The sequence below is a fragment of the Hymenobacter psychrophilus genome, from assembly GCF_900107135.1.
Taxonomy (GTDB): Bacteria; Bacteroidota; Bacteroidia; order Cytophagales; family Hymenobacteraceae; genus Hymenobacter; species Hymenobacter psychrophilus.
In genome coordinates this window covers 57,897-82,355 of record NZ_FNOV01000014.1, presented here as the reverse complement: position 1 = coordinate 82,355, position 24,459 = coordinate 57,897, and the positions used below count along the sequence as shown (strand labels likewise).

The following is a 24,459-nucleotide window of genomic DNA, read 5'->3' as shown; positions in this document are numbered from 1 at the left end:
TCCGACGTCTGCACGGTGGCGATGTTGGGGTTGATGAGGATGGTGCGGATGCCTTCCTCCTTGAGCGCCTTGAGCGCCTGCGAGCCGGAATAATCGAACTCCCCGGCCTCCCCAATTTTGAGGGCGCCGGAACCAAGGATGAGCACTTTGTTGGGTTTGTTCATGCGAAGGGTTGGGTTCTTTTTGAACGTCTTGAACGTCATGTTGAGCGGAGCGCAGCGGAGTCGAAACATCTCTACCGCTTCGTTGTGGTCAGCCGGCCCACGTTTCTAAATTAGTGGCTTGCCAAATGCAGCTTATGTGCTAACTCTTCACTGATATTCAGAAACAGTTTATTGAATGAGCAGGTGCACTCGCCAATTTGCTGTCCATCAGAATTTCTGAATTGAATAGTCCAAGAAATATCTTCAGTTTCGATTTCTCCTACCAGTCTGACTTTCAGTCCATTTTGAAAAGTAAGTATGATAGTGCCTTCGTTCTCTTCTTCTACATCTTGAACTATTGCCTGCGTTAATAGGCCCATCAAAAAGACTCTGGCAGGCTCTTCTGGCCCATTGTTATTTGCTATATTGAATGGAGCTGACTGTACCCACTTATTCCACTCAATCTTATCTGCTAGTTCAATTTCGCTGACAACTAGATAGGCGCTAATATCAAGGCTGTCACTAAAAAAATCACACTCAAAGGCAGTGATATAGTAAGTGAATCTTGTGAAGTAGGTGCCGAAAAGCGCCGTTTTCAATACTTTGAGAATCTCGCTTTTATCTGTTGTCATGGCTGGCAAGAGTTATTTGGCTGTTGTAGCCTTGTACTCCACCACCGCTTTCAAAAAGTCATCAAACAGAAACTCCGTATCCTGCGGGCCACCAGCCGCTTCGGGGTGAAACTGGGTGGAGAAGAACGGCTTGGTTTTGTGCTTGATGCCTTCGCAGGTGCCGTCGTTCAGGTTCTCGAACAGCATGTCCCACTCGGCGGGAAGGGTGGCAGTATCGACCGCGAAGCCGTGGTTTTGGCTGGTGATGTAGCAGTGCTGGGTGCCGGTGAGCTTGACGGGCTGGTTGTGGCTGCGGTGGCCGTATTTGAGCTTGAACGTGTCGCCGCCCGCCGCCAGGCCCATGAGCTGGCTGCCCAGGCAGATGCCGAAAATCGGCTTGTCCTGTTGCAGGGCTTTTTGCAGGTGTGCGATGGTGGCTTCGCACATTTTGGGGTCGCCGGGGCCGTTGCTCAGGAACAGGCCGTCGTAGTCGAGGGTCGTGAAATCGTAGTCCCAGGGCACGCGAATCAGCTCCACGTCGCGCTCCAGGAAGCAGCGGATAATGTTGGTTTTGGTGCCGCAGTCCACGAGCACGATTTTGTGCTGGCCGTGGCCGTAGTGCTGCACGCCGGCCGGGCTCACCTGGGCCACCAGGTTGTCGCAGTTAGGGTCATGCAGGGGCACGTCTTCTTCGGCCACGATTTTGCCCAGTAGGGCGCCTTTCTCGCGCAGCTTCTTGGTGAGCATGCGCGTATCGACGCCGCAGATGCCGGGGATGTTGTACTCTTTGAGCCAGTCGCCGAGGCTTTTGGCGGCGTGCCAGTGGCTGTGCTCCTCGGAGTAGTAGCTCACCACGAGTCCGGCAATGTGGATTTTATCAGACTCAAAGATCTTCGAAATCGACTCGTACAGGTCTTCGCCGGGCACGCCGTAGTTGCCCACCATGGGGGTGGTGAGCACCAGAATCTGGCCGGCGAAGGACGGGTCGGTGAGGTTTTCGGGGTAGCCGGTCATGGCCGTGCTGAACACCACTTCGCCCGCGGCGGAGGTAAATGCGCCGAAGGATTCGCCCTCAATGCAGGTGCCGTCTTCGAGGAGGAGTTTTACTGTCTGGGACATGTCGTGCTATTGTGTGCCTCACCCCCTGGCCCCCTCTCCGGGTGGAGAGGGGGAACTAGCTGCTACATTTTAGCGCTAGTTGTCGGAGGAAAGGCAAGGCTGAGAGAAAGATGCTAGAGCTACTTTTTTAGAGCTAGTTCCCCCTCTCTATCGGAGAGGGGGCCAGGGGGTGAGGCGCATCGTTGATATCATCCAGAACCGGCAGACCGAGCAACTCAGCGGCGCGGCGCGCCACGGTTTTCACACTGGCGACATCCGGGCCGGTGATGGTCAGGTGGCCCATCTTGCGGCCGGGGCGTGCTTCTGCCTTGCCGTACAGATGCAGGTGCGTGCCCGGCAAACTCAGCACACGGTGCCAGTCAGGCTCGCGCAGCTGCCCGCTCGCATCGAACCACACCTCCCCCAGCAGGTTGAGCATGATGGCCGGGGAATGCTGGCGCGGCGTCGGCAAGGGCAGGCCCGCCAGGGTATGCACCTGCAGATCGAACTGCGACACGTCGCAGGCGTCCAGGGTGTAGTGGCCGCTGTTGTGCGGGCGTGGGGCCATTTCGTTGACCATCAGGTCGCCGTGCTCGTTGTCGCCTTCCACCACAAAAAACTCGACGCACAGCACGCCCACGTAGCCTAGATGCTGCGCCAGGGAAACGGCCGCGTTACGGGCCCTGGTGGCCAGGGCGGGCGGCATGTTGCCTTCGTAGGCGTGGGTCACGGCCAGAATGCCCTCGACGTGCACGTTGCGCTGGGCGGCAAAGCTGACAACCTGCCCGTCCCAGCCGCGCGCCACCAGCACCGAACACTCGGCCGTGAGCGGCAGCATTTTTTCCAGCACGCAGGCCACGCTGCCCAGCTCGGCCCAGGCGGCGGCCAGCTCGGCGGCGGTCTTCACCCGGACCTGGCCCTTGCCGTCGTAGCCCAAGCGTGCGGTTTTCAGGATGCCGGGCAGCAACTCCGGCCGGTCGTTCTGCACGGCCTGCAGCTGAGCCGGCGTTTCAATCACCGTGTAGGGTGCGCAGTTCACCCCCGAGAGGGCGGCGCCGGCCGTGAAGTGGGCTTTTTCCTCGATGCGGTCCTGGGCAATGCCCACCACGGCCGCACCTGGGGCCACGGGGCGGGTCAGGGCCAGCGTTTGCAGGGCGTGGGCGGGCACGTTTTCAAACTCGGTGGTGATGGCCTGGCACAGGTCGGCCAGTTGCACCAGCCCGGCCGGGTCGTCGTAGTCGGTCTGGATATGGTGGTGGCTCACCAGCCCGGCCGGGCTTTGTGGGTCGGGCTCCAGCACGGCGGTGAAGTACCCCAGCCGCTGGGCGGCGTGCACGAACATGCGACCCAACTGGCCACCACCCAGCACCCCCAGGGTCGCCCGCTGGCCGGCGGCATCCGTACTTCCCGGAAAAACCGGAGTCATGGCTAAGCTGTGCGTTTTGTCGCTCATACGGGCAGCGTCATAGCGCGGGCGGCTTCGGTTTGTTCGGCGCGGAACGCGTGCAATTTGGTCGCCAGCTCCGGGTCGTGCAGGGCCAGCATGCTGATGGCGAACAGCGCGGCATTGGCCGCCCCGGCATCGCCAATAGCAAACGTAGCGACGGGGATGCCCTTGGGCATCTGCACGATGCTGTGCAGCGAGTCCACACCCTGCAAATGCCGGCTGGCTACCGGCACCCCCAGCACGGGCACCGTGGTTTTGGCGGCCAGCATGCCCGGCAGGTGGGCGGCGCCCCCGGCCCCGGCAATGATGGCCTGCAAGCCGCGCGGACCGGCCTGTTCGGCGTAGGCAAACAAGTCGTCGGGCATGCGGTGGGCCGACACTACGCGCGCCTCGTGGGCCACGCCAAAGTGGGTGAGCAGCTGCACGGCATGCTCCATGGTTTTCCAGTCGCTGCTGGAGCCCATCACCACGCCAATCAGCGGCTTATCGGTGTCAGGTGTGAAAGGATTGGAGTCGGAAGGGGTGTTCATAGGAAGCGTTGTAGAGGAAGCCGGGTATTCCAGGGGAGGCAAAAAAGTACGCTTATTCGCGTTCCAGCAGGATTTCGGCGCCCAAAATTACCAGGTCCACCCGGCCTTTCAGCGTCTGGTCTATGAAGGGCGTATTCTGGGATTTGGATTTCATGAAGTCCCGCGTGAAAGTCGTTTCGGCTTCGGTATCGAACAGGACGCAGTTAGCCGGCTGGCCGACTTCGATGGCAGCGGCCGGCAGGCCCATCAGGCGACGCGGCTCCGCCGAGTAGCGCTTCACCACCACATCCCACCCGATTTTTTGGGGCTCGACGAAGTGGTGGTAAAGTGATACCAGGGCCGTATCCAGGCCGGTGATACCATTGGGCGCGGTGATGAAATCCTGGGCTTTTTCGAACGGCGTGTGCGGGGCGTGGTCGGTGGAGATGATGTCGAATACGCCCTCCATGAGCCCTTCCAGCAGCGCATCACAATCGTCCTGGGTGCGCAGCGGCGGGTTCATTTTATAGTTCGTGTCGTAGTCGCCGATGTGCTCGTCGGTGAACATCAGGTGGTGGGGGGTCACTTCCGCCGTCACCTTTACATCGCCGCGCGATTTCCACCAGCGGATAGTTTCCATGCCCAGCTTGCTGGAAACGTGCTGGATGTGCACGTGTGCGCCCGCCGCGTGGGCCAGGCGGATGTCGCGGTCGATGATGATTTCTTCGGCGCACGCCGGTGAGCCTTTGATGCCGAGTCGGTAGCTCATCACCCCTTCGTTGAGGGCGCGCGGCCCGGCCAGCTCCGGCACCTCGCAGTGGCTGGCGAAAAACATTCCGAACTCGGTGGCATACTGCATGGCTCGGAAAAGCACGGCCGGGTCGGCCGTAGTGTCCCCGTCGTCGGTGAGCATGGTCACCCCGAGCTCGCGCATGCCCTCAATTTCCGCCAGCTCCTTGCCCTCGCGGTTCTTGGTGACGCAGCCGGAGGTGTACACCGGAATGCGCGACCGGTCCCGGGCATTATCCAGCACGGTGGCAACGGCGGTGGCGGAGTCGAGGGCCGGGCGGGTATTGGGCATCATCACCACGCCGGTAACGCCGCCATTGATGGCCGCTTCGCTGCCCGTGGTGATGGTTTCCTTGTTCTCAAAGCCCGGGGCGCGGAAATGGACGTGGGCATCAAACATGCCGGGCATCAGCACCCGGCCGGCCGCGTCGATGACCCGGGCCCCCTCGGGAATGGCCAGGCCGCTGCCGATTTCCTGAATTTTACCGTCGACAATCAGGACATCACTTTTGACAAGTTCGGGGGAGTTTTCGGAGGCAATACGGGCGTTTTGGAGCAGCAGCATGAAGGGATATTTTCGGTAAACCAGCGAGGGTTATGGGAGAAGTAAAGTTGAAAAGCGGAGTCAGCCATTACGGCCAGCACTCAGGGCATCAGCACCGTGGAGGTGGTTCGGGGCCGCGCGACGTATGATTCCTGCCGCGGGAAATCTCCGCCTGGCTTGAGCCAGTCGAGCACGGCCATGCGCACCGAGATGCCGTTTTCAACCTGGTTGGTAATCAGGCTGCGCTCGTAGTCCATCACGGCGTCGCAGAGCTCTACCCCCCGGTTTACGGGGCCGGGGTGCATGATGTAAAGGCCCTGGTCGCTGATTTCTGCCAGCCGGGCACTGGTGATGCCGTACACGCGGTGGTATTCGCGCAGGCTGGGGAAAAACTGCACGTCCTGGCGCTCCATCTGCACGCGCAGCAGGTACACCACGTCGGGACCCCAGGCCATGGCCGCCTCGTAGTCGGTGAAGCGGGGGATGGTGGCCGGGCCGAACTTGGGCACCAGCGAGCCCGGCCCCAGGTACGCGACCTCGATGCCCAGCTTCTGCAACAGCGTGCTGGTGGAGCGCGCCACGCGGGAGTGGAGAATATCGCCGATGATGAGGACCTTTTTACCCCGGGGGTCCGGGAATTTCTCCCGGATGGTGAAAGCGTCCAGCAGGGCCTGGGTGGGGTGCTCGTGGGCGCCGTCGCCGGCATTGATGACCGACGCCGTGGTTTGGCGGGCAATCATGCCGGGCAGGCCGGGATGGCTATGGCGAATGACAATGTAGTCGGTGCGCATGGCCTGGAGCGTCTCAATCGTCTCGCGCACCGACTCGCCCTTGGAGATGGAGGAGTGGGCAACGTCGAAATTCGTGACCTCCGCCGAGAGCCGTTTGGCCGCCACCTCGAAGGAGGAGTGCGTCCGGGTGCTGGCCTCATAAAAGAGCATGAGCACGGACTTACCCTCCAGCGCGGGGATTCGCTTCACCGAATGAGTGAACAGCTTTTTAAAGGACTTGGATTGGTCGAGCAGAAACTCGATTTCCTCCGGGTGCAGGGATGCAATGTCGATCAGGTCTTTACGTGCCATACCAAGTTGGGGAAATGAAGTACGCAGTCAGTAGTTACGAGCCGGAGGAGTTTACCCTGCCTTATTAATAATTTTCATAATTTACTGAAATGCATTTACTTGCAGTCAACCCGAAGCCGGAAATCAGTGATGCAAGCCAGGGCAATGGGGGCCACAGCCCTAGCGTCTGCTGGACAATGCGCGAACTAACCGGGCATAAAAAAACCGTTTCGGAATCCGAAACGGTGGCGGGGCAATACCCAGAAAAAACAACAGAAATACCAGCGGCAGAATCGGGAAAACCGACGGAACCAAAGACCTTCCGGTCCACTCGCGGCTCCCAGTCGCGCTGGGTTCCACGCTTCATCAACTGGTTTTTTGGTTGAAGCATGCCGCAAAGCTACGGTATTGTTACGCCCGACAGTTCATCGGCCAGGTTAATTTTTTCGGATGAATTTTCTCTGCTTTTCATTTTTCAAGCTAACGGGCTAACCGACGCACCTTTTGGTCGTTATTTCGCCACCCAAAAAAAAGTGGCTCGCGCAGCCAGTTGTTCGGCAACTACAATCCAGCTTAACTTTAGCTCTTTATTCCACTACCGAAGCTGGCAAACCCGCTTCGGCGGCGGCAAGCAGCCCCTGAACCACCCGGTTTTTCAGGGGCTGATTCGTTTCCGGACGGCTTCAGTAGTGTTGGAATGATCTAATTAGGGCGAACCCGGGCGGGCTGGTTTGTTTGAGTGGCGGTTCAGCCGTAGCAACACCAGTTGGCACCCGGTTACCCTGCAGCGTATCAACCCAGCACCAGGCTCCGGTTTATGCGGCTCACCAGCGCCGGGCCTTCATAAATGAAGCCGGTATAGAGCTGAATCAGCGACGCCCCGGCGGCTAGCTTCTCCTGCGCATCGGCGGCCGAATGAATGCCGCCTGCGCCGATAATCGGCAGCCCGCCGTCGGATTTCTGGTGCAGGTAGCGGATAACTTCGGTGGCCCGGGCCCGCAGCGGCCGCCCGCTCAGGCCCCCCGCACCCAGGCCGGCTACGTGGCCGGGCTCCGTGCGCAGGTTGTCGCGGCTGATGGTGGTGTTGGTGGCCACCAGGCCGCTCAGGTTGGTTTCGCGGGCTATTTCCAGGATGTCGTCGAGCTGCGAATCGGTGAGGTCGGGCGCGATTTTGAGCAGCAGCGGGCGCGGCGTGGCCCGGGCGAGGTTGCGGGCCTGCACCTGCTGCAACAAGTCAATCAGCGGCTTTTTTTCCTGCAGCTCGCGCAGGCCGGGCGTGTTGGGAGAGCTCACATTCACCACGAAGTAATCCACCACTTCGGCCAGGGCCTCGAAGCAGGCCACGTAATCGTCGGCGGCACGCTCGTTGGGCGTGTCCTTGTTCTTGCCGATGTTGCCGCCGATGAGCAGCTGCCGGTTGCGCCGCCGGGCCAGGCGCGCGGCCACCACGGCCGCCCCCTCGTTGTTGAAACCCATGCGGTTGACCAGCGCCTCGTCCTGCGGGAGCCGGAACAGGCGCGGCGTGGGGTTGCCGGGCTGCGGCCGGGGCGTCACCGTCCCGATTTCCACGAAGCCAAAGCCCAACGTAGCCAGCTCGTCGGTCAGGGCCGCATTCTTATCAAACCCCGCTGCCAACCCCACCGGATTGGGAAACTTCAGCCCGAAAACCTCGCGCTCCAGGCTCGGATGCTGGAAGCCGTAGAGTGCCTGCAGCAGGGCGGGCGTACCCGGCACCCGCGCGGCGCGGCGCAGGTTGTCGAACACTAGGTGGTGGGCGCGCTCCGCATCGAGATGGAAGAGCAGGGGTTTGACAACGGATTTATACATCGGCAGTAGGGGCAAATTGGCGGTCAAAGTTGGTGAATAAGTCCTCTAAAACCAGTCGTAGGACAGAAATAATGTCGTTAGGCCCCTTTCCTTATTCGCTTCGCGTCCGGTCTAGGTCCGCGATTTTCTTTTCTGGACGGTAGTAAGCTAACAAGTACGGGCTTAGATGCTCTAGGCGTTGATCATCACCGCGTTGCAACGGCCCGCACAGTGCTTGCTTATCCACTCCGACCGCGCCGGTCAGTATGTGGGTAACGCCTATAAGGCCCTGTTGCGCGGCTCACGTCCAACGCTCGTACAACCGCCGCGGCGAATGATACGGCAATACCCAAGCCGAGAGCTTCTGGTTACGCATGAATGATCACACCCCGGTGGCGCAGGTATTTGTAGAGCGTGACTTTGGAGATGCGCAGACGCTGGGCAATCTCGTTGACGCCCAATTGTTGCTCCCTATACAGGGTCTCGGCCACCATGGCCGTTCGCTCGGCCTCTTCCGACAGGCCCCGCGGCGGCCACCCACCCGGCCTCGGGCCCGCGCGGCCGCTAAGCCAGCGTAGGTCCGCTCGCGGATCAGCTCGCGCTCAGACTCGGCCAGCGAGGCAAACAGGTTGAACACGAGCCGCCCTTGGGCTGAAGCGGTATTGATGGCATCGGTGAGCGAGACCAGGCCCACGCCCTTAAACTCCAGTTCGGCCACCATATCGAGCAGGTGCTTGAGCGAGCGGCCCAGCCGGTCGAGCTTGTAGATGTAGACCGTGTCGCCCTAGCGCAGGCTGGCCAGCAGCTTGTCGAGCTCGGGCCGGGCCTTGGTGGCCCTGGAGACTTTCTCCTGGAAGATGGTCTCACACCCGGCCTGGGTCAGGGCATCGAGTTGTAGTTCCAGATTCTGGTCACAGGTCGAGACGTGGGCATAGCCGATTTTCATCTGGCTAAGTTCAGCCTTCTTATTGGCAAGGCCACCTTAGCTGAACTTTGCTCACTGAACAGGTTTACTGAACCCTTTCCGCCCTGCTCAGTGCGGCTTTTACTCCCCCACTGCCCCTGTTTGGATTGTACAGAGAAAGGAGCGGTTCCACAGGGCAGACTCAGGACCATGAATCGCCTACCGGTCGCTAGGCGGGGCCTTCGCAGGACCTGGGCTTTTTTATGCGGTAATGGGAGCCACCAATTTGCTTGCACGCAGTACTCACCGGGCTAGCGCTGCGGGTTTCGCCGCCCTAACCACAGCCAGAGGCCGCCGGCCAGCAGCGCCAGCGAGGCCCCCACGATGGCTGCTGGGCGCAGCCCAGGCGTTGCTTTTGCAGGATTCGCCCGGGCCATGGACGCCTCGGGGATGGCCTCGCGGTTGGTCACGGCCAAAATCAGGCGCGCGGCTTCGGCCGGTTGGTCCCACTGCGGAAAGTGGCCGCAGTGTTCGAACCAATACAGGCGCGCATCCGGGAACTTCTCCAGCGCCAGGCGCGACTGGCTGGGCAGGCACACCCGGTCCTGCCGGCCCCAGCCAATAACCAGGGGCTCGGTAATGCTGCCCTGGGCCGCGGGCCGCTGCACTTCGCCATGCGCCAGCTGGTCGAGCAACTCATCGAAGGCGGGCGAATGGGCGAAGCTGTACATCTCGTCGCGGGCCAGCTGCGCGTCCACGGCCCAGGGCCGGGCCGAAAACTGCGGCAGCAGCACGGTGCGCCCCACGGCCGAACCGGCCAGCGCGGGCATCACCGGCTGCAGGGCCGTCACCAGCTTGCCGGACAGGGACACCGAGTGGTAGAAAACTGGAATCTGCCAGCCCTGCCAGAACCCGCCCGGATCCAACGACACCACTGCGCCGAGCACGCCGCCGCGCCGGGCCAGCTCCAGCACCAGCCGCGCGCCCATCGAGCTGCCCACGGCGTCGATGCCGAGCAGCTCGTGCCGGGTTAGAAAGTCGGTCACCGCATCGGCCAGGGTGCCGATGGAATGGATGCCGGACAGTGGCGGGGTCTGCCCGTGGCCGGGCAAGTCCACGGCAATGACGTCGCGCTCGGCCGCCAGCGTATCGATAAGGGAGTTCCAGGACCGCCAGCTGCCGCCGAGGCCGTGAACCAGTAATAGGGGGCGGCCGGTGCCGCGGCGAACGAAGTGCAGATTCATAACGAAAGAAGAAGATAGTGTAATACCTGAACGCAGGACCGTAAGAAACGGCTCACCTTCTTGGTCCGGCCCTCTGGTTCCGTCTCATATTCAAGAAAACGGTCCGACGCTAAATGCGCTCTATTTGTTAAATAGAGGATATTGACGTGCTCGTCGTAGCGCACCAGATCCACCTCATAGCGCTGCTGCTCGACACTCCATTGGCCGCTCTCCTCCTACTGGGACAGGTAGTCGGCTCCGGTGCGATGGTTGGCCCCGCCATAAATGCCGCTGTTCCAGCTTGCCACCGGGAGCCAGCTTCTTGTGCAGCAACTGGCCCGACATGCGGTATCGATAATGCGCTTTTAGCGTGGAGGCCGCCTCGCCCGGTAGCAGCTGCCGCGCCTCCAGTAACCGGCCCGCGTGGCCGCACGCGCAACGAGTTTAAGCACGACGGATTCATTGCGTTGACTCCGAACACCATTCGGGTGCTGGAGCCTGAGAAGCTGCGCTAGGCGCATTGGCAGGCCCGCTCCGCGTGGCGGCGGTGCCACAAGGCGCGGGCGGCACTTGACAAAGCTCATGCCCGGGGATAAGCTTCGACATTGTCGGGGGGAGGTGGGGCCGTTACTTTTGGTTCAGCCTGCTCAGGAGCAATCCAGGCGGCTTTAAATCAACTTTTTACCTTCTAACTACCTTCCGCCATGTCAAAGCCCCCAATCAACCCCGATAACAAGCAGCCCGTAATTCCCCGCCAGCCAACGCGCAGTGCCAAAGGCATTCCGGCTGGCGAGGGCCTCTCGAAAGCCAGCGTGAAAACCATTCCCGACCTGGATGAGCTGTCCGACACGCTGGACCTGGGCAAGGAGTACACCGACGGCCCCGACGAGCCCGGTGCCAACGCCCCCCTGCGCCACCCCAACCGCAACCTCGACAAGCCCGATAACGACCATCAGCCCTACGCCTAGCCCCGGCATACGTAGGCAGCGGCGGTCAGCGGTGAAAGCCTTTCGCTGCTGCTGGCCGCCGTGATTCCAGGGCTAGGACCATTAAACCAACTCCCCTAAAACATGAAAAAGCACCAACTGGTATTCTCTTTGTTCGCAGGCGTTTTGATGCTGTCGGCCTGCAGCGAAACCGGCAACCGCATTGATAATGCCGACAGCGTTTCCGAGATGGTAACCAACGACACGGCAGTGGTGTACGACAAAAACCGCCCCTGGAATGCCGATTCGTATGACCGGGAGCCAGTAATCAACGAGCCCGGATTACGCAACTACGACGTAGAAATGCGCGGCTCCGACGCCCGCAATGTCTACGCTATGGAACAGGACATTCTGTTCGATACCGACCAGGCAAAATTGCGCGCGGCCGCTGATGAAAAGCTAGCCAAGGTCTCCGAATCTATCCGCAACCGGATGAAAGACGGCACCGTGCGGATTCAAGTGTACGGCTACACCGACTCCCGGGCCGGCAAAGCCTATAACAAAGACCTGGGCCGCGACCGGGCCCAGGCGGTGGCCGCCTGGCTAACGAAGAACGGCAAATTCGATGAAAGTAAAATCACCATTGAGTCGAAGGGCCAAACCGAACCGGTAGCGACCAACGAAACCGCCGCCGGCCGCCAGGACAACCGGCGGGTAGAAATTGTGGTGATACAGAGCTAACAGCCCGTCGCCCGTATAGGAGCCGTGGTCGTGGTCGTGGGTTTAGCACCTGCGGCCACGCCCACGACTGCTATGCAGGCAATGCTGGTTCAGGAGGCAAAGCATACGGGTTCCGTCCCGTTGTCAACAGGTAAAAGGCCGGCACCTCCGCCGTAGCTCGTGCCGGGAGACGCCCTGGTAATTAGCCGCCCGGCAGCAGGCCGGCGCGCCGCTCGCGGACCTGGTCGCGCTCGTAAGCGGTAGCGAGCGTGCGTTGCGCCGCTTCCGAAATCAGGTCGGCTTGTTGCAGCAGGGTAGCTATCCGCTGCGGATGCTGGGTGCGCTGGGCCACCGTGGCCAGGGCCGTGAGCAAGCGCAGGTACACGCGCAGGTTGGCCTCGGCGCTGACGCGAATCTGGTCGAAGGCGCTGGTTACGAATCCCTCAAACGAGGGGCGTACGGCGATGAGGCGCACCTGCTGCCCGGCCACCCGTAGTGGCCGGGGCAACTGCCGGTCGGCCAACTGCGCCAGCAGCGCCCCCAGGTGGTCGATGCAAATAATGGCCGTGGTGGTGTCGTTGATGCCCGGCGAGAGGGCCTTGAGGGCAATGTCTACCATCTGGCGCAGGCCAAATTCCGCGTCCTGCTCAATGGTCCGCTGTCTGCTCAGGCTAAACAGGGCATTCACCTGGTCGGTCAGGTCGGTAGGCAGGGCCAGGGGGCTGCCCGCGTAGACCGCCACCGACAGCAGCACCGCCCGCCGCGCCACAAACCCGCCGATGCCGTGTTCCAGGCGCACCACGCCGGGCAGCGCGCAAGCCAGGTCGAGCAGGCCGTCTTCGTCGATGCTTTGCACGTAGCCCATGGCGGTCGAAAGCACCGGCTGCCAGGTCAGCTGGCCCGCCTGCCGGAGCAGTTCTTCTACTTCGGCGTCGCTGGCCTCCTCGCCCAGTTCGTCGGGAAACAGGCGCGTAATGGCCGCCTCGGTTTCCTCGGTGGCATTGCGCACAATGTTGCCCGCCTGGATGGAGGAAGCCATATGGTGAATAAAGAAAATCAGCACCCCAATGCTCATCAGCGCCAGCAACAGCCCAATTCCCACGGCCAGGGAAGGAATAAACCGGCCTTCGTCGCCGCCCCGGATGGTGCGCAGCACAATGATGCAGTAGGCGAAAATGCTCACGAAGAATCCCAGCACCACCTGGTTGGCCCGGTCGCGCATGAAGTTGTGCAGCACCCGCGAGGTGTATTGGCTCGATACCTGCGCCAGCGTGCTCAGCGTGAGCGAGAATATCAGGCCCGCGACCGTAATCATCGACCCCGCGATGGCCGTGAGCATGCCCCGGGCCCCGTCGGCCCCGGCCCCGAACAGCAGCGGGTAGTTTAGCAGGCTGACATGGTTCAGCAGCGGCTCCGTCAGTATCAGCGCAAAGGCCAGTAGCGTGGTGCCGGCCACCATCAGCGTGGGCACAAACCACAGGCCGCCATTCAGATGCTGCCACAGGGCGCGTAATCAGCTCATAAAAAACAGGGTAAACAGCGCGTGAAGGTCGCGTAGCGCGCAAGGCGCACACCTGGTCGATGGTCAATGTTGCCTTAGCAAAGGGCACCGGCAAGCGCCGTTCGTAAAAGTCGGGGGCTTGGGCGGCGGCATCTCCAGCCTCGCGGGCCTGCGGGGCAACCTGGGTCTTCTATCCGGCATACTTGGCCCGGGGCTGCTTGGCAGTGGCAGACCAGTTGTCCACGATTTGCTTCGCTTCGGTGTGGCTCTTGCCGTGGCGCGGCATCCTCACGCTCACGGCAACGGTGCAGTCGGTGGGGCGCGGCATGCCCGCCCTATGGTTTCCGGGAAACGGATTCGGCCGTGGCGGGTAGCCACAGCCGAATCAGGTTTATAATCAATTGAAAAATAATATATTAAGCGTTTTTGGACTGGCCGGCGGCACTACGGTTCATCTTGCCCGGAATCTGCTCTACGTCCACCTCCGTGTTGCGCACGGTTTCGCGGATGGTTTCCTCGCGCTCGGTGACGTTTTTGCCCAGCGAAACTTCCTCGACCACGTGCGCTTCTTTGGCCACTACGGCGCGCTCGGCGCTTTCGGTTACGGCTACTTCCCCTTCCTTAAAGGACTTGAAATCCGCATCCGTCGCGGGGCGGTTTACGGGGGTACGCTGCACCGTGACATGCTCCTGGCGCAGGCGGACGCTGGCTTCCACCGGCTTTTCGACAATGCGGGAGCGCAGGCGGACGCCGCCGGTTTGCTCGGTGCGCTTGCCCACTTCCAGCTTCTCTTCGATAACCTTAGCCGTCAGGCCGTTGCCTTGGCCTTTGTCCTGCTTTTGATGCTTATCGCGGCCGGCCGTGTCGTTGTTGCTGACGCCGTACTCGGCGGCTTTGCTGTTCACGTCGAGCGCGCCGGCGTTGTCGAGAATATCGGCGGCTTTGCGGGCCTGCTCGGCGGTATCAACGTGCGCCGTTACTACCGAGTGGCCGCTGCGGGCTACGTCGGCATAGGTGCGGGCCTCGTCGTTGTCGCCGCCAAAGAGCGAATTAAAGAAGCCGCTGACGCCGTCGCTGTCTTGGCTGTCTTTGCCAGACTTGGTGCCGGTGCCGGGTATGGCCTGCGACATGTCGACGAAGTCGCGCTCGAAACCGGCGCTTTGGAGTTGCTGAACAGCTTTTTGAGCTTCGGCAGCAGTGTTGAAGATGCCAACTACGGTTTGCTTTTTCATGGCAGAAATAGGAAAAGAATGAGGTGAATTGAACCGCGCAAGCAGTAGGCGCGGTCCTTACCAGGCACCGATCGGGACCTGGCTGGCAGATAGAAGCCCCCCCCCACAGCCGGTGGCCGGCAAGTGAAAAGGCGGGCAGCGAACCAGGGCAAATGACCCTTGGTTGGCATAGCTCAAAGATATGGTAATCAGCACATAGCGCGCTATGAGGTAGCTTATGCCGGGCCATGAGCTTGCTTAAGCTAATAGCCTTTTTGCTACCCGGGAAACGAAGGCGGCCGCCCGTCCGACTGAAGCAGCATTAGCGCGTTCCGGTCGTTACCGGGCCAGGATGGCTCCTGCTTGATTTGGGTCCGGACCCCGTCCAGGTCGAGCAGCAACAGGGGCGCATCGAGCGGGCGGGTACCGGGAAGGCACTACACCGTCGCCTCGTTGGATTTCTTGGCGGGGTCAGCGGTTGCAGCGGGCGTGGCGGGAAAGGCCGGATTCTCGCGCAGTGCCTGCACCATTTCCGCGCTCAGGGCCTCGCTCGAAATACCGTAGCCATTTACCAGCGTGCCTTTCACGCCGTGCCGCGCCGAGGAAATAGCATACACCACGGCCGCATCGCCGGGGTCCGACATGCCCTCGAATCGGTAGTGCTTATCTACCAGAAACTCGTTCGGGGAAATCTGCAGGGAGTCACCGTGGCAGACCAGACAGTTGTCTTCTAAATTGAAGTCAACGGTGTAGCCTTCCTTTTTCAGGCCATTCAACACCTGCGAAAGGGTGGTCATGTGTATCATATAGTAGTGGGGAGAAGGATGGACCGGGGCCGCCGCGATGCGCCGGGGCGGCTTGGCCGGCCGACCGGAAGAGACCCCACAGCAGCAGCCAGAGAACGGGGGTAGCCAACCAGGGCTAAAAACGCCTTGGTTGGCACGATTCAAAGATACTCGGGCCCATAGCCGGCGCGCTATGAGCTGGCTTACGGCTCCCCATGAGCTTGCTTAAGCTGATCCGAAATAGCAACCAGCCTGTTCGCTGCCGCCCGGCAGCGAGCAGGCTGATTGCGAAGTGGCCCGCGAAAACGAAGGGGGAATGCGGGGCTTGCCCTCACCCATCGTTGAACAACAGCATCGAAACGGTGCGACCAGCGGGCTGCTCCCGCGCCCGCTCCCCCGCGACGCCTATATCAGGTGACCCGGCGGAACTTGTCGGGGTGCAGCAGGCGCACGTTGCCGGGCGTCAGCTCCACCAGGCCCTCCTGCCGGAACTCGTTGAGCGTGCGGCTCAGCGACTCGGGGGGCGTGCCCACCAGGGCCGCTAAATCTTCGCGGCTGATGGTAATGCCCGCCGCCGGGGTGGCGTCGGCGCGGGCATGCAGCAGCAGCAGGGCCGTGGCCACGCGGCGACGTAGCGAGTCGAAGGCCATACCCAGCAGCTGCAGTTCGCGAGTGCGCACCCGGCCGGCCAGCAGCCGGATAAACTGCTGGCTTACCTCGGGATGAGCGAGCAGCAGGGCCAGAAAATCAGCCTTCGGCAGATACACCAGCTCGGTTTCCTCGACCGTGACGGCCGTGTCGGAATGCGGCGTGCCATCGAGCAGGGGCAGGTAGCCGAAGAACTCGCCGGGGCCGTAGAACTCCGTAATCAGCTCCTTGCCGGCGGCCGTGCTGTGCACGGTTTTCACGCGGCCGCTGCGCACCAGGTAGGCCCGCAGGGCCTCGTCGCCGGCGTGGAAGATGTCCTGCTTTTTGCGCAGGGCGTGCACTTTCTGCTGGGCAGTCAACTCATCGAGCTGCCCCACCACGCGGGCATCGGCCAGAAACTCGGCCCAGCCCCCGGCCTGCAGGTCGTAGTCGGGGCGCAGGTGCTGGAAGCGGGCTAGCCGGCTGCCAATGGCACTCAGCAGCTCGGCCTTGTTGAAGGGCTTGGTCAGGTAGTCGTCGGCCCCCAGCTCCATGCCCCGGCGTAGGTCGGCGCGCTCGGTTTTAGCGGTCAGGAAGATGAAGGGCACGCCCGAGAGCTGGGGGTGCTGGTTGAAAATCTGCAGCACGCCGTAGCCGTCGAGCACCGGCATCATAATGTCGCACACCACCAGGTCGGGCCGGGTTTCCAGGGCCAGGGCCACGCCCAGCTGGCCGTTTTCGGCGGTCAGTACCGCGTAGCCGGCCAGCTGGAGCAGCTCGGCCGTGTTTTCGCGGATGGGCGCGTGGTCGTCAATCAGCAGAATGGTCGGCGGCATAGGCAATGGTAACGGTGAAGGTGGTGCCCGCGCCCAACTCGCTGTGCAGGGCGATGTGGCCGTCCATCAGTTCCAGGTACTTGGCAACAATAAAGAGCCCCAGCCCGGTGCCGGGCTGCTCGGTGGCATCGCCGGCCCGGAAAAACCGCTCGAACAAATGCGCCTGGTCTTCTTCGGAAATGCCGATGCCCTGGTCCTGCACGATGAGCCGCACCTGCTCATCGCGGCACGCCATGGTTACGGTCACCACCGCGTTTTCGCCGGAATACTTCAGGGCGTTGGAGAGCAGGTTGAGCAGAATTTTGCGCAGCAGCGAATCATCGAGCCGAATGGCACCGGCGCAGGCCTGCACCACAATGGTCTGGCCCGCCTTGCGCAGGCCCTGCACGGCGGCCACGGTTTCGGCCAGCAGCGCGGCCGGGTCGAAGTCGGAGGGGTGGGCCACGAGCTTGCCCTCCTCCAGGCGGTCGGCCGACAGAAACTCTTCCAGCAGGTCGTTGAGGTGCTCCACGGCCGTGCGAATGTGCGCTACGTGCCGCAGGCGGGCGGGCTGCTGGTCGGCGGCGGGGTAGTCGGCAATGAGCTCGGCGGAGGTGAGCACCACCGTCAGGGGCGTGCGGAACTCGTGCGAAGCCATGCTCACGAAGCGCGATTTGAGCTCGCCCAGCGCCTGCTCGGCCACCAGGGCCTGAGCTACTTCGCGGCCTCGGCGTTCGAGCTGCTGCAGCGTGACGAGCAGGGCGTGAGTGCGGTCGGCCACCTGGCGCTCCAGCTCGACGTTGCTCAGGCGTAGCTCCTCGTTGAGGTCCTGCACCCGCTGGCGGGACAGGACCAGCGCGGTGACGTCGGTGGCCATGATGAGCACGCCGTTCACTTCCCCGGTCGCCTCGCGGGTGGCCTGGTAAACGAAGTTGTAGTAAAACGGGTCGAGTTGGCCCGAGTTAGTCTGGTCGAGGTAGACCAGCATTTCGCTGGCCCGGAAGGAGTCGCCCGTGCGGTACACCGCGTCGAGGTGCTCGAACAGGTGCTGGTCGGCCAACTCGGGGGCGGCCGCGCGGTAGGTGCGCCCCACCAGCGGGCGGTGGCCAAAGGCCCGCCGGAAGCCCTCGTTGGTGAGCTCAATTACGTGCGTGGGACCCTGCAGCAGGGCGATGAGCACGGGCGCCTGCCCAATGAGGCCCAGCAGGCGCAGGCGCTGGGCTTCGGCCGTGGCCCGGGCGGCCCGCTCGCGGGCCTCGCTTTCGCGCAGGGCCTGCTCGATGGCGCTGCGGGGCTGGTTGGCCGTGTCGGTGAAACTCACCAGCAGCCACGGCCCCTGCCGCTGGGCGGCCAGATGGTAATAGCTGTCGAAGTCATCGGCCTGGTCGGGCAGTTGGTGGTGGCCGGGCTCCCCCGTCGCAAACACCCGGCGGTAAAAATCCAGCACCCCGCGGGCCTGCAGCAGCGGGAAGTATGGCTGGCTACCGTGCCCCGGCGGCGCGGGCTGCTCCCAGAGGCGCCGGGCGGCCGGGCTCAGGTACTCCACCCCGAAATCGGCCGGTGCGCCCACGCCGTCTTCCACGCCGGGCGCGTACACCGGGCGCAGCAGCAGCACCGCCGCCACCGATACGTCGAGCAGCGCAGGCAGCAGCTCGGCCGGAAAGGTCGCGTTGGCGGGGGGCAGCAGGGAAACAGGAACCATCATAAAAACGCGGAAAAGCCGGCACCAGCCCGACTAGCTTCAAAGCTAGAGAACATAGTTGATACGCTGCCACTTATCCGCTGCTGCTGCCCCGGCAGCCGGCATAACGAGCATTAGTCCGCTGCATAACATACCTCATTGGAGCGGCCCCGATGGTGGCCTACCTTTAAGTTCTTCCCCTCACGGGGCCCTCCTGCATGCCATCTTCCCCCCTCACTTCCCTTCCTCCCCTCGCGGCCGCCGTGCTGCTGGTGCTGCTGCCACTGGTGGGGGGCGACGGCGTGGAGGCGACCCAGCTCCAGCTGGGGGCGTTCCAACGCCGCCTGGGGGCCGCTATTTTCGTGCTCGTCGTGGACGAGGCCAGCCACCCCGACGTGGTGCGCAGCTTCCGGCCAGCCGGGCTGCCCCTGTGCGTGCTCGTGCAGCAGGGCCAGGAGCTGTGGCGGCAGCAGGGCCTGCCCGAGGGGGAGCTGCTGGCCAAGCAGCTGCTGAACCGGCTGCGGCCGGCGGCCCGCCCATAGCCAGAGGGGCCGCCTGCTTTGGGAGCCGGGCATGAGGAGGATTATCTGATTCCATAAGGCGCATCAAGGCATTGCAGGGGGGGGCGGCCCTACTTTTGACCTGCCCGGCAGCAGCAGCGGAAATTCCTTGCTCGGTACCGGGCTGCCTTAGCTGCTGCCCCCCTGGCTGCCTACGGGTGCCCCCTTCCTTGTTTATTCTGCTATGAAAAACCTGCCTTTCAGCACCGCTGCCCAGGGCGGTTTGCTGCTGGGGTTACTGCTGGCCGCCCGGTCGGGCAACCTGCTGGCTCAAGTTCCGGCCGCCGCCGAAGGGCTAACCCTCACCCAGCCCGCCGTGCTGGGCCTGCTGCTCGTGGTTGTCATCGGGGCCGCGATAGGGCTGCTGGTGCGCGTGGCCTCGCTGAGGCGGGGCCGCCAGTCGCCGTCTGTGGAGCGCGAGAACGGGCGCTTTGACGAGGCGGCGACCAGCAGCCGGTCGGCCCCGGTTGCGCCAGGTGCCTCGGTCGGCGCTTTTCGCTGAATTAGGTCTTTACCTCTCAACACCCATTCAGCTATGTTGAAACCGCTATGCCCCGCGACCAAGCAACCCATACCACCCCACCAACGCCCCAAAGGCGTTTCGGCCGGTGTGGGCTGTTCATTTGTGGTGGGCGGCTACGGCATCCCCCTTACGGCTGGTGGTGGCCCCGGGCCCAACGACGCGCACCGCACTTATTTGACGCTTCACCCCCTGCTATTCTTTCCGCTATGAAGGCCTTCTTTCCTACCGGAGCCCTACCTGCCACCGCCGTAAGGCCAGCGCCCGTTTACCTGGCGGACCTGACGGCCAGGAATCTGGCTTTGCTGCTGGTTGCCCCGCCGGCGCACCTGTCCGCCGACTGCTGGGGGCTGGCCGCGACGTATCCGCGGGGCGTGTGCCACTTCGTTTCGCAGCTGCTTGTGCTCCGAAGCCGCGGAACGGGTATCCGGCTGTGCCAGGTGCACCCAGTGCTGCAGCGCTGCCTGCATGGCCTGGCGCTGGGTGCGGTGTTCGATTTAAACGGGTAAGCAGTGCCCGGCATGGCCGTTCCCAGCCGCCGGGGCTCCGTGCGCAGAAGGACTTCCAACAGCCCATAATACGCTGTGAGTCGCCCAAATTCTTCAGCGGCGAGTGCCGGTTGGAGCGCCGGTAAGCGCGAGCTGTTACTACCCTAAGCCAATACTTCCCTATGTCTACCACTCTCCGATTCTCTGCCAAGCATGACGCTACTTTTTACGCCACCCTGCGCCAGCGGGTAGACGCTTATTTTACGTCGCGGCAGCTTTCGCGGCACGCCAACGGGCGCATGTGGGCCAAAACGGTCTTCTTTCTGGCGTGTTTCGTGGTCCTTTACGGCCTGGTGTTGTTTAGCCCGGTCGGGCCGGGCTCCCGGCTGGTACTGGCCGGGCTGCTGGGCGCCTGCAACGCCTTCATCGGCTTTAACATCTGTCATGATGCTCTCCACGGGTCCTTCTCGGCCGATAAGCGGGTTAACCGGGTATTCAGCCTGCTCTTCAACCTGGTGGGGGCCAACCCCTACGTGTGGAACCTGACCCACAACGTGGTGCACCACACCTACACCAACATTCCCGGCCACGACGAGGACATTGAGGTGGCTCCGGGCCTGATTCGTCTGGCACCCGACGACAAGTGGCGGCCCTGGCAGCGCTTCCAGCACCTGTACGCTTTCCCGCTCTACGGGCTGGCGTCGCTGTCGTGGATTTTCCGCAAGGACTACGTGAAGTTCTTTCAGGCTAAAATCGGGCAGCACGCGGCCCGGCACCCGCGCCGCGAGTATTTCAACCTGTTCTTCTACAAGGCCCTGTACTACCTGTTCTTTATTGCCCTGCCGCTGCTGGTGCTGCCGCTGCCCTGGGAACAGGTGCTGCTCGGCTTTCTGGTACTGCACCTGGTGGAAGGCGTGGTGATGGGCCTGGTTTTTCAGCTCGCGCACGTGGTGGAGGGCACCAGCTTCCCGGCCCCCGACGGCAGCGGCACGATGCAGGACGCCTGGGCCGTGCACCAGTTGCAGACGACGGCCAACTTCGCGCCCCACAGCGGGCTGGCCAGCTTTTTTTGCGGGGGGCTGAACCGCCAAATCGAGCACCACTTGTTTCCCCGCGTCTGCCACATCCACTACCCGGCCCTGGCCCCCATCGTGCGCCAAACGGCCCGCGAATTTGGGTTGCCCTACCTGGAAAACCCCACCTTCGGGGCCGCCCTTCGCTCGCACTACCGCCTGCTGCGCCGCCTGGGCCGCCCGCCCGTGGCCGTGAAACCGGCGCGGCTGGTAGCGGTGCACGCGTAGGCTTGCGGTGCTCCGTGAAGCTTTGCGAATAAAAATCACGCAGATCATTCAATGAAAATAACACCACTAATCATGAAACACACTTTTTTACTTTTGCTGCTGGCTTTCAGCATTACCGCCAATGGACAGACTATTTTGGGAAAATGGGAGACCTATGATGGAGACAAAAAAGAAAATGGCGTAAATGGAGTAATTAAAATTGAAAAAGAAAGTGAAATATATTCCGCCAAATAATTGAAAACTTCGATACGTCTGGAAATGGCACCTGTGAAAAATGCACTGGAGATAATAAAAACAAACCCATAGTTGGGCTGGATATTATTGAAGGCATTGAAAAAAATGGAAACAAGTTTGATGGTGGAACTATCTTAAATCCGAAAACAGGGGAAGTGTATAAGTGCTATTTGAAGCTAATAGAGCCTAACAAGCTTAAAATAAAAGCTTATTCCTGGCTCTCAGTTCTAGGAAAAACGCAGTACTTAAAGAGAAAAGAATAAACCCAATAAATTAGACGGGTATATCGGTTTCGCAAACGGTATGTTCAGTCGGATGTAAAGACGCATCTTTGCGTCTTGTCGTTGAACGGTAACGATCCAACGGCGCGAACGACGAGACGCAAAGATGCGTCTCTACACCCTGGACCGCAACCTGAGAACCGCTCTAGGGTAGCCGCTGCGGCTACTTAATACCCAGCGTTTTCATGCGGGTAGACCCCCACACGGCCCTTTCATTGTGCCCCCGCCCATACTTTCCACCGCTGCGTAAGAAGGCTAAGCCGCATCTAGTAAAACCTGCCTCACCCGTGCCTCCCGATGGAATTATACAACTCTCTGTCGCTGCTGCTCGTGGTCGCCGCCGTTTTTGGCTATCTCAACCACCGGGTTTTGAAGCTGCCGGGCACTATCGGGCTGATGATCCTGGCCCTGGTGTCGTCGGTGCTGGCCATTGGGCTGGGCAAGCTGGGCGTGAACTGGGTGCTGCAAGCCGGCGAGCTGGTGCGGGGCCTCGACTTCCACACCGTGCTGATGCAGGTGATGCTGAGCTTTTTGCTCTTTGCCGGCTCCCTGCACGTGGATGTGCGCGCGCTGGGCCGGCAGGGCCTGGCTGTGGGGGCCATGGCCACGGTCGGTATGCTGCTGTCCACGGCCCTGGTGGCCAGCGCCTTTTACTACCTGCTGCCGCTGTTCGGGCTGCGCATCGACTTCATTTACTGCCTGCTGTTCGGGGCGCTTATTTCGCCCACCGACCCGATTGCCGTGCTCGGCATTTTAAAGGAGGCCCGCGTGAACAAGCGGCTGGAAACCCGCATCGTGGGCGAGTCGCTGTTTAATGATGGCATGGCCGTGGTGGTGTTCTTGAGCCTGCTGCAGATTGCCCGGTTCGGGGCTGCCAGGGCTACGCCCGGCGTTATCGGGGAGCTGTTTCTGCGGGAAGCAGTGGGGGGCCTGGTGCTGGGCGCGGGGCTGGGCTACGTCGCCTACCGGGCCCTGCGCAGCATCGACGACTACCAGGTGGAGGTGATGATTACGCTGGCCCTGGTGATGGGCGGCACCGCCCTGGCCACGACGCTGCATACCTCCGGGCCGCTGGCCATGGTGGTAGCGGGCCTGATTGTGGGCCATAAAGGCCGGAAAATGGGCATGTCGGATGTGACCCAGGAGTATCTCGACAAGTTCTGGGAGATGCTCGACGGGATTCTCAACGCGATGCTGTTCGTGCTCATCGGGCTGGAAATGCTCATTCTCGACATCAGCCGCACTACCCTGCTCGTGGGCGTGGCAGCCATTGGCGTCGTGCTGGTGGCCCGCTGGCTGGCGGTGGGTTTGCCCCTGGTGCTGCTCCAGCGCTATTATCCCTTTAACAGAAAAATGCTGCGGGTGCTGACCTGGGGCGGGCTACGTGGCGGGATTTCGGTGGCCCTGGCCCTGTCGCTGCCCGACGCCATGCCCCACTACGATTTGCTGGTGGGCGTCACGTACGTGGTCGTCATCTTCAGCATCATCGTGCAGGGACTCACCATCGGGCCGCTGGTGAAACGGCTGGGCCTGAGCACCGGCCCGGCCCCCGACACCGCCGCCCCGTAACACCCTTCGCACCTGACTTCTATGGCAACTCCCTCCTTTCCTAAAACCGGCCAGCCCCTCCGCGATGTTGTCGTCATTGGCGCGTCGGCCGGGGGCGTAACGGCGCTGCTGGCCCTGGCTAAAACGCTGCCGACGGATTTTCCGGCGCCCATTTTCGTGGTACTGCACGTGGCCGCCGATTCGCCCAGCATCATGCCGCAGCTGATTAACTCGGTGTCGGCGCTCCACGCCAAGCACCCGGAAAACGGGGAAGTGGTGCAGCCGGGCGTCATCTACCTGGCCCCGCCCGACCACCACCTACTACTGGAAGATGACCGGGTGCTGGTGACGCGGGGGCCCAAGGAAAACCGGTTTCGGCCCTCCATCGACGCGCTGTTTCGCTCGGCAGCCTACACGTACGGCCCCCGGGTACTGGGCGTGGTGCTCACCGGCTACCTCGACGACGGCACTTCCGGGCTGTGGAGCGTGCAGCGCATGGGTGGGCTGGCCATTGTGCAGGACCCCCGCGACGCCGAGCAGCCCGCCATGCCCACCAACGCCCTGGAATTTGTGACGGCTGACTACCTCGTGCCCCTGGTGGAGCTCGGCTCCTTACTGGTCCGCCTGACCCAGGAGCCTGCCCCCGCCCCGGCGGAGCTGCCCGCCGACCAGCTGGACCTGCTCCAAATTGAGGTGACCATTGCCAAGCAGGGCGGCGGCTTCGAGCTGGGTATTATTGACAAGGGCCACCTGACGCCCTTCACCTGCCCCGAGTGCCACGGCGCGCTCACCCAGCTCATCGAGGGCCAGCTGATTCGCTACCGCTGCCATACGGGCCACGCCTACACCGTGAGCGCGCTGCTGAGCGAAGTCACCGAGTCGGTGGAAAGCCTGCTCTACCAGTCGTTGCGCGGGTTGGAGGAAACCCAGCTCCTGCTACAAAACCTGGGCGCGCATTTTCAAACGGAAAAGCAGGCCGAAGTAGCTGCCCTGTTTCTGCGTAAGGCGGCCGAGACCGGCCAGCGGGCCCGGCTGGTGCACGATTCCATTCTGCAGCACGAGGCCCTGAGCGGAGACCTGCAGTTCTACCAGAAAGAGCTGGCGTAGCGCTATTACCTTTTGGCTT

The 24,459-nt window shown here is 62.1% G+C and carries 27 protein-coding genes and 1 pseudogene; 11 read left to right on the top strand and 17 right to left on the bottom strand.

Annotated elements, in window-relative coordinates; translation table 11 throughout:
- The 8 genes from BLW21_RS22215 to BLW21_RS21300 form a co-directional block, all read right to left on the bottom strand.
- A partial coding sequence (locus BLW21_RS22215) for a carbamoyl phosphate synthase preATP-grasp domain-containing protein (RefSeq protein ID WP_175471042.1) occupies positions 1–164 on the bottom strand: 164 nt, incomplete at its 3' end.
- A 110-nt stretch (positions 165–274) separates the two neighbouring features.
- Entirely contained in the window at positions 275–775 is a 501-nt protein-coding gene (locus BLW21_RS18285) for a hypothetical protein (RefSeq protein WP_092738998.1), read from the bottom strand.
- A 12-nt stretch (positions 776–787) separates the two neighbouring features.
- Positions 788–1,873 carry a glutamine-hydrolyzing carbamoyl-phosphate synthase small subunit gene (gene carA / locus BLW21_RS18280; RefSeq protein ID WP_092743115.1) on the bottom strand — a complete coding sequence of 362 codons (1,086 nt, stop codon included), beginning with the start codon at positions 1,871–1,873 and terminating at the stop codon, positions 788–790.
- Positions 1,874–2,006: 133 nt separating this feature from the next.
- Positions 2,007–3,278, bottom strand: a complete 1,272-nt coding sequence (locus BLW21_RS18275; RefSeq protein WP_092743116.1) for a 5-(carboxyamino)imidazole ribonucleotide synthase — start codon at positions 3,276–3,278, stop codon at positions 2,007–2,009.
- A 23-nt stretch (positions 3,279–3,301) separates the two neighbouring features.
- Entirely contained in the window at positions 3,302–3,829 is a 528-nt protein-coding gene (gene purE / locus BLW21_RS18270; protein ID WP_092743114.1) for a 5-(carboxyamino)imidazole ribonucleotide mutase, read from the bottom strand.
- 52 nt (positions 3,830–3,881) lie between these two features.
- The gene (locus BLW21_RS18265) at positions 3,882–5,162 is read right to left on the bottom strand and encodes a dihydroorotase (RefSeq protein WP_092743113.1); all 1,281 of its coding nucleotides are present in this window, start codon (positions 5,160–5,162) and stop codon (positions 3,882–3,884) included.
- 80 nt (positions 5,163–5,242) lie between these two features.
- Positions 5,243–6,223 carry an aspartate carbamoyltransferase catalytic subunit gene (locus BLW21_RS18260; RefSeq protein ID WP_092743111.1) on the bottom strand — a complete coding sequence of 327 codons (981 nt, stop codon included), beginning with the start codon at positions 6,221–6,223 and terminating at the stop codon, positions 5,243–5,245.
- A gap of 64 nt (positions 6,224–6,287) precedes the next feature.
- A complete protein-coding gene (locus BLW21_RS21300) occupies positions 6,288–6,593 on the bottom strand; it encodes a hypothetical protein (RefSeq protein WP_139255305.1) in 306 nt (101 codons plus the stop codon).
- Here BLW21_RS21300 and BLW21_RS18255 point away from each other — a divergent pair.
- Complete coding sequence (locus BLW21_RS18255; protein WP_092743109.1) at positions 6,592–6,903, top strand: hypothetical protein; 312 nt, start codon at positions 6,592–6,594, stop codon at positions 6,901–6,903. The genes BLW21_RS21300 and BLW21_RS18255 overlap by 2 nt on opposite strands.
- A gap of 91 nt (positions 6,904–6,994) precedes the next feature.
- On the opposite strand, the gene BLW21_RS18250 is transcribed toward BLW21_RS18255, so the two are convergent.
- The 3 genes and pseudogenes from BLW21_RS18250 to BLW21_RS18240 all read right to left on the bottom strand — a co-directional run bounded on the left by BLW21_RS18250 (position 6,995) and on the right by BLW21_RS18240 (position 10,156).
- Positions 6,995–8,029, bottom strand: coding sequence for a quinone-dependent dihydroorotate dehydrogenase (locus tag BLW21_RS18250; RefSeq protein ID WP_092743107.1), 1,035 nt, complete (start codon positions 8,027–8,029; stop codon positions 6,995–6,997).
- A 361-nt stretch (positions 8,030–8,390) separates the two neighbouring features.
- Positions 8,391–8,954, bottom strand: a pseudogene (locus BLW21_RS18245) (recombinase family protein).
- A gap of 269 nt (positions 8,955–9,223) precedes the next feature.
- Positions 9,224–10,156, bottom strand: coding sequence for an alpha/beta fold hydrolase (locus tag BLW21_RS18240; RefSeq protein WP_092743105.1), 933 nt, complete (start codon positions 10,154–10,156; stop codon positions 9,224–9,226).
- 683 nt (positions 10,157–10,839) lie between these two features.
- Here BLW21_RS18240 and BLW21_RS18235 point away from each other — a divergent pair.
- Positions 10,840–11,103 carry a hypothetical protein gene (locus tag BLW21_RS18235; protein WP_092743102.1) on the top strand — a complete coding sequence of 88 codons (264 nt, stop codon included), beginning with the start codon at positions 10,840–10,842 and terminating at the stop codon, positions 11,101–11,103.
- 102 nt (positions 11,104–11,205) lie between these two features.
- Positions 11,206–11,802 carry an OmpA family protein gene (locus BLW21_RS18230; protein WP_092743099.1) on the top strand — a complete coding sequence of 199 codons (597 nt, stop codon included), beginning with the start codon at positions 11,206–11,208 and terminating at the stop codon, positions 11,800–11,802.
- 181 nt (positions 11,803–11,983) lie between these two features.
- Here the strand turns inward: BLW21_RS18230 and BLW21_RS18225 are convergent, their stop codons facing one another.
- The 6 genes from BLW21_RS18225 to BLW21_RS18205 form a co-directional block, all read right to left on the bottom strand.
- Positions 11,984–13,252, bottom strand: a complete 1,269-nt coding sequence (locus BLW21_RS18225; RefSeq protein ID WP_245711958.1) for a DUF2254 domain-containing protein — start codon at positions 13,250–13,252, stop codon at positions 11,984–11,986.
- A gap of 220 nt (positions 13,253–13,472) precedes the next feature.
- Positions 13,473–13,610 (bottom strand): hypothetical protein, encoded by a 138-nt coding sequence (locus BLW21_RS21625; protein ID WP_175471041.1) that lies wholly within the window; start codon positions 13,608–13,610, stop codon positions 13,473–13,475.
- An 88-nt stretch (positions 13,611–13,698) separates the two neighbouring features.
- The gene (locus BLW21_RS18220; protein WP_092743093.1) at positions 13,699–14,514 is read right to left on the bottom strand and encodes a YsnF/AvaK domain-containing protein; all 816 of its coding nucleotides are present in this window, start codon (positions 14,512–14,514) and stop codon (positions 13,699–13,701) included.
- A 416-nt stretch (positions 14,515–14,930) separates the two neighbouring features.
- Positions 14,931–15,290 (bottom strand): phosphoribosylpyrophosphate synthetase, encoded by a 360-nt coding sequence (locus tag BLW21_RS18215; protein ID WP_092743090.1) that lies wholly within the window; start codon positions 15,288–15,290, stop codon positions 14,931–14,933.
- 398 nt (positions 15,291–15,688) lie between these two features.
- A complete protein-coding gene (locus tag BLW21_RS18210; RefSeq protein WP_092743087.1) occupies positions 15,689–16,741 on the bottom strand; it encodes a response regulator in 1,053 nt (350 codons plus the stop codon).
- Positions 16,716–18,425, bottom strand: coding sequence for a sensor histidine kinase (locus tag BLW21_RS18205; protein ID WP_092743084.1), 1,710 nt, complete (start codon positions 18,423–18,425; stop codon positions 16,716–16,718). Before BLW21_RS18205 ends, BLW21_RS18210 begins: the two co-directional genes overlap by 26 nt.
- Before the next feature lie 194 nt (positions 18,426–18,619).
- Here BLW21_RS18205 and BLW21_RS18200 point away from each other — a divergent pair, with 194 nt between their 5' ends.
- The 8 genes from BLW21_RS18200 (at position 18,620) to BLW21_RS18170 (ending at position 24,440) form a co-directional block, all read left to right on the top strand.
- A complete protein-coding gene (locus BLW21_RS18200; protein ID WP_139255304.1) occupies positions 18,620–18,943 on the top strand; it encodes a YbbN family protein in 324 nt (107 codons plus the stop codon).
- A gap of 202 nt (positions 18,944–19,145) precedes the next feature.
- Positions 19,146–19,463 carry a hypothetical protein gene (locus BLW21_RS18195; RefSeq protein WP_092743078.1) on the top strand — a complete coding sequence of 106 codons (318 nt, stop codon included), beginning with the start codon at positions 19,146–19,148 and terminating at the stop codon, positions 19,461–19,463.
- Between the two features lie 227 nt (positions 19,464–19,690).
- On the top strand, positions 19,691–19,990 hold the full coding sequence (locus BLW21_RS18190; RefSeq protein ID WP_092743075.1) for a hypothetical protein: 300 nt from the start codon (positions 19,691–19,693) through the stop codon (positions 19,988–19,990).
- 161 nt (positions 19,991–20,151) lie between these two features.
- On the top strand, positions 20,152–21,270 hold the full coding sequence (locus BLW21_RS18185; RefSeq protein ID WP_092743072.1) for a fatty acid desaturase family protein: 1,119 nt from the start codon (positions 20,152–20,154) through the stop codon (positions 21,268–21,270).
- A 72-nt stretch (positions 21,271–21,342) separates the two neighbouring features.
- Complete coding sequence (locus tag BLW21_RS21620; RefSeq protein ID WP_175471040.1) at positions 21,343–21,504, top strand: DUF2147 domain-containing protein; 162 nt, start codon at positions 21,343–21,345, stop codon at positions 21,502–21,504.
- Complete coding sequence (locus BLW21_RS22160; protein WP_092743070.1) at positions 21,489–21,767, top strand: DUF2147 domain-containing protein; 279 nt, start codon at positions 21,489–21,491, stop codon at positions 21,765–21,767. Before BLW21_RS21620 ends, BLW21_RS22160 begins: the two co-directional genes overlap by 16 nt.
- Before the next feature lie 315 nt (positions 21,768–22,082).
- The gene (locus tag BLW21_RS18175; protein ID WP_092743067.1) at positions 22,083–23,354 is read left to right on the top strand and encodes a cation:proton antiporter; all 1,272 of its coding nucleotides are present in this window, start codon (positions 22,083–22,085) and stop codon (positions 23,352–23,354) included.
- 21 nt (positions 23,355–23,375) lie between these two features.
- On the top strand, positions 23,376–24,440 hold the full coding sequence (locus tag BLW21_RS18170; protein ID WP_092743064.1) for a chemotaxis protein CheB: 1,065 nt from the start codon (positions 23,376–23,378) through the stop codon (positions 24,438–24,440).
- Positions 24,441–24,459: the final 19 nt, after the last annotated feature.